Raw genomic sequence first — 4,434 nt, 5'->3', positions numbered from 1 at the left:
CGCTCTCCAGAGTAGGACAAATCCGCCGGGAGCGGATTTGAACGTTGCGCAGCAACGGCCCGGAGGGTGGCGGGCAGGACGCCCGCCATAAACTGCCAGGCATCAAACAAGTGAAGAGCCCATCCTGCCGGATGGGCTTTTTGCGTTTCTGTCGTCCGGCCAGCGTGCCGGTATGTCTCCCCGGTGGCGCTGCGCCTACCGGGGCTACGGGCCTGTCGCGTTCTGTCGCCCGCACCGGTACACCACATCACCACCGGTAACGCCACGCAATATCATTGCCCCTGTAATCAGACAAGCCTTCCCCCGCCAGATACGATAAACTAACGCCGATTTTGCATCAGGAAGCCACTATGAACCACTCCCTCAAACCCTGGAATACCTTTGGCATTGAACGCTTCGCCAAGACGATAGTACGCGCCGAAACTGAGCAACAGTTGCTAAGCGCCTGGCAAACCGCTGCCGCGGCAGGCGAACCCACGCTGATCCTTGGGGAAGGCAGTAATGTCCTGTTTCTGAACGACTATGCCGGTACGGTGATCCTCAACCGGATTATGGGGATCGAGGTGAGCGAAACGCCGGAAGCCTGGCGCTTGCACGTCGGCGCCGGCGAAAACTGGCATCAGTTGGTGCAGTTCACGCTACAGCATGCGATGCCAGGTCTGGAAAATCTGGCGTTAATCCCTGGCTGCGCAGGATCTTCGCCGATCCAGAATATTGGCGCCTACGGCGTTGAGCTACAGCGGGTTTGCGAATATGTTGACTGCATTGAGCTGGAAACCGGGCGTAAGCAACGTCTTTCAGCCGCGGAATGCCGTTTTGGCTATCGCGACAGTATCTTCAAACATGAATATCAGGACCGCTATGCCATCGTCGCGATTGGCTTATCGTTAGCGAAAACATGGCATCCTGTACTGAGTTACGGTGATTTAACGCGTCTCGATCCGCAGACCGTCACGCCGCAGCAGGTATTTGATGCGGTCTGTCATATGCGAATGACTAAATTGCCGGATCCAAAGATTAACGGTAATGCCGGCAGCTTTTTTAAGAACCCGATCGTCAGCGCTCAGGTTGCGAAAGCGCTGCTGGCGCAGTTCCCTCATGCACCGCACTATCCGCAGGCAAATGGCAGCGTCAAGCTGGCCGCTGGCTGGCTAATCGATCAATGTGAGCTCAAAGGACAACGCATCGGCGGCGCGGCCGTCCATCGACAGCAGGCGCTGGTACTGATTAATGAAGATCGAGCGACCAGCGAGGATGTGGTAAAACTTGCTCATTATGTTCGCCAGCGGGTGGGTGCGAAATTCGATGTATGGCTTCAGCCCGAGGTGCGCTTCATTGGCACGCATGGTGAAGTCAACGCAGAGGAGAGCATTGCGTGAAAGACCATACTATCCCTTTGACGCTAATTTCTATCCTTGCTGATGGCGAGTTTCACTCTGGCGAACAGCTTGGTGAGCAGTTAGGCATGAGCCGGGCGGCGATTAATAAGCACATCCAGACCTTACGTGACTGGGGCGTCGATGTGTTTACTGTGCCGGGCAAGGGTTACAGCCTGCCGGAGCCTATTCATCTATTAGATGAGAAAAAGATTTCTCAAGAGATAGACCATGGTCGAGTGACGGTCCTTCCCGTCATCGACTCTACTAACCAGTATTTGCTGGACAGGCTTGATGAGCTGACGTCCGGAGATGCCTGTGTGGCTGAATATCAGCAAGCAGGGCGAGGCCGGCGAGGCAGAAAATGGTTTTCGCCCTTTGGCGCGAATCTCTATCTCTCGATGTACTGGCGTCTGGAGCAGGGCCCGGCAGCGGCTATTGGCCTAAGCCTGGTGATCGGTATTGTGATCGCTGAAGTTCTGCAGCAGCTCGGGGCCGAACAGGTTCGCGTGAAATGGCCAAACGATATTTACCTGCAGGATCGTAAGCTGTCAGGGATCCTCGTGGAACTGACGGGGAAAACGGGCGATGCCGCACAAATCGTCAGCGGCGCGGGTATCAACCTTATGATGCGTCGCGTGGAGTCTGATGTCGTCAATCAGGGGTGGATCAGCCTTCAGGAAGCGGGGGTGGTCATCGACCGTAACCTCCTCGCCGCGCGCCTGATTAAAGAGCTGCGCCTGGGACTGGAGCTGTTCGAGCAGGAAGGATTGGCTCCCTATCTACCGCGCTGGGAAAAACTGGATAACTTTATTCATCGCCCGGTGAAACTGATTATCGGTGATAAAGAAATTTACGGCATTTCGCGTGGCATTGACGCCCAGGGCGCACTATTGCTGGAGCAGGATGGTGTAATAAAAGCCTGGGTGGGTGGTGAAATATCATTGCGCAGTGCAGAATAAAAAAGGGAGCTTCGGCTCCCTTATTTTATTTACGTAAGCGTACCTGATTCACTGAGTGATTGGCGCTCTTAGTCATGATCAGGCTGGCGCGCTCGCGAGTTGGAAGGATATTTTCTTTAAGATTCATTAGGTTGATTTCATTCCATAGCGAAGTGGCAATATCTACTGCTTCTTCCTTCGAGAGCTTAGCGTAATTATGGAAATAGGAATCCGGATCGGTAAACGCCCCTTCCCGGAATTTAAGAAAGCGGTTGATATACCAGCTTTCCAATAATTCTTCCGGGGCATCGACATAAATAGAAAAGTCGACAAAATCGGAAACGAATACATGATGGGGATCGTGCGGATAATCCATTCCACTTTGCAGAACATTCAGCCCTTCAAGAATTAAAATATCCGGTTGCGCGACGGTTTTGTCACCATTGGGAATAACATCATAAATCAGATGGGAATAAACTGGCGCAGTTGCCTGCGGTACCCCTGATTTGAGATCGGAGACAAACTTCACCAGGCGATGCATATCATAGGACTGCGGAAAGCCTTTTTTCTTCATTAACCCACGTTCTTTTAAAACCGAGTTAGGGTGCAAAAAACCGTCGGTGGTAATGAGTTCGACATGGCGATGCTCCGGCCAACGACTAAGCAAAGCTTGCAGAACGCGGGCGGTGGTGCTTTTTCCTACCGCAACGCTGCCAGCGATACTGATAATATAGGGAATTCGCTGACCATTGGTGCCAAGAAATTGTTCGAGAACAGCCTGGCGACGCAGGTTAGAACTGATATAGAAGTTGAGCAAACGCGACAGCGGCAAATAGATCTCGGCAACCTCTTCCAGAGAGAGATCTTCGTTGATGCCTTTTAACCGCGTGATTTCTTCCTCGGTTAACGTCATCGGGACAGAATCACGAAGTGCAGCCCATTGGTGGCGGTTAAATTGTAGGTACGGTGTCATTAACGTCTGCTCTTTTTGGCTCATAAGCATGTTCTTACTATCACCGAATACCTTGAAACGGTGATGCTTCACACGAGTTAATCAGGACAATGGGCAGGAGGGTAACACCAGATTGCCGGGAATAATAAGAAAAAAACTCATTGAATGCTGCTTTCTCGCGCCAGCATCACAAGAGAAGAATAAGTTTCTTATGCTTTGCAAAGCATGGCCTTTGCTAACAGGCTAGGCTAGCGGCCTGAATCCTTTCCGTCAGCGGTCAGCATGCGATAGAGGTAACCGGAGATGATCGGACAGCGCCTGAAGAGCCGAATTGTTGGCGAATATTTGCACTCCGCTGCTTGAAATTACACCGTTTTTTCGCGTGAGAGCACAAAATGTGAGCAAGAGAACGTTTTATGCAAATTTTTAGTTGCATGAACTCGCTCCTCTCCCTAGAATGCGCGCTACTTGATGCCGACTTAGCTCAGTAGGTAGAGCAACTGACTTGTAATCAGTAGGTCACCAGTTCGATTCCGGTAGTCGGCACCATAACAATTTGGGTGGGGTTCCCGAGCGGCCAAAGGGAGCAGACTGTAAATCTGCCGTCATCGACTTCGAAGGTTCGAATCCTTCCCCCACCACCACTTTCTGGCGACGCTTTGCGGAGCCGGAGTTGGTTGGGTAAACTAATCAGCTCAATACTAAAGAGAGCAGTCTCTTTAGTATTACAGAAAGAACTGGGTAGCCGAGTTTCAGGATGCGGGCATCGTATAATGGCTATTACCTCAGCCTTCCAAGCTGATGATGCGGGTTCGATTCCCGCTGCCCGCTCCAGACGTGCTGATATGGCTCAGTTGGTAGAGCGCACCCTTGGTAAGGGTGAGGTCCCCAGTTCGACTCTGGGTATCAGCACCACTTCTTTTCTCTCCTTCCCTGTTTCTCTTCTGTTATGTTCATTCAACAAGTCGGGCATGTTGCCTGGTTGATGTGGTGATATCACCGATTTATCCGTGTCTTAGAGGGACAATCGATGTCTAAAGAAAAGTTTGAACGTACAAAACCGCACGTTAACGTCGGTACTATCGGCCACGTTGACCATGGTAAAACAACGCTGACCGCTGCCATCACTACCGTACTGGCTAAAACCTACGGTGGTTCCGCTCGC

At 51.7% G+C, this 4,434-nt stretch carries 4 protein-coding genes and 4 tRNA genes; 7 read left to right on the top strand and 1 reads right to left on the bottom strand.

Going from position 1 to position 4,434, the window contains the following annotated elements; genetic code table 11:
* The first annotated feature begins 350 nt into the window (after positions 1–350).
* A complete protein-coding gene (gene murB, locus HMPREF9538_RS23790) occupies positions 351–1,379 on the top strand; it encodes a UDP-N-acetylmuramate dehydrogenase (RefSeq protein WP_009484051.1) in 1,029 nt (342 codons plus the stop codon).
* A complete protein-coding gene (gene birA, locus HMPREF9538_RS23795) occupies positions 1,376–2,338 on the top strand; it encodes a bifunctional biotin--[acetyl-CoA-carboxylase] ligase/biotin operon repressor BirA (RefSeq protein ID WP_009484050.1) in 963 nt (320 codons plus the stop codon). Before murB ends, birA begins: the two co-directional genes overlap by 4 nt.
* Before the next feature lie 25 nt (positions 2,339–2,363).
* On the opposite strand, the gene coaA is transcribed toward birA, so the two are convergent.
* Positions 2,364–3,314: a type I pantothenate kinase gene (gene coaA / locus HMPREF9538_RS23800; RefSeq protein WP_064181259.1), complete on the bottom strand. Its 951-nt coding sequence runs from the start codon at positions 3,312–3,314 to the stop codon at positions 2,364–2,366.
* 428 nt (positions 3,315–3,742) lie between these two features.
* Between coaA and HMPREF9538_RS23805 the strand changes: the two genes are divergently transcribed.
* The 5 genes from HMPREF9538_RS23805 to HMPREF9538_RS29170 form a co-directional block, all read left to right on the top strand.
* Positions 3,743–3,818 (top strand) — tRNA-Thr (locus tag HMPREF9538_RS23805).
* Between the two features lie 10 nt (positions 3,819–3,828).
* A tRNA-Tyr gene (locus tag HMPREF9538_RS23810) sits at positions 3,829–3,913 on the top strand.
* 115 nt (positions 3,914–4,028) lie between these two features.
* A tRNA-Gly gene (locus tag HMPREF9538_RS23815) sits at positions 4,029–4,103 on the top strand.
* Positions 4,104–4,108: 5 nt separating this feature from the next.
* Positions 4,109–4,184 (top strand) — tRNA-Thr (locus tag HMPREF9538_RS23820).
* A 115-nt stretch (positions 4,185–4,299) separates the two neighbouring features.
* Positions 4,300–4,434: GTP-binding protein (locus HMPREF9538_RS29170; RefSeq protein WP_009484166.1), on the top strand; the 135-nt coding region annotated here is incomplete at its 3' end.

It is taken from the genome of Klebsiella sp. MS 92-3 (assembly GCF_000195655.1).
In the GTDB taxonomy this organism is placed as follows: Bacteria; Pseudomonadota; Gammaproteobacteria; order Enterobacterales; family Enterobacteriaceae; genus Klebsiella; species Klebsiella pneumoniae.
The sequence above is the reverse complement of the archived record's forward strand: the minus strand, read 5'-3'. Positions and strand labels throughout refer to the sequence as shown.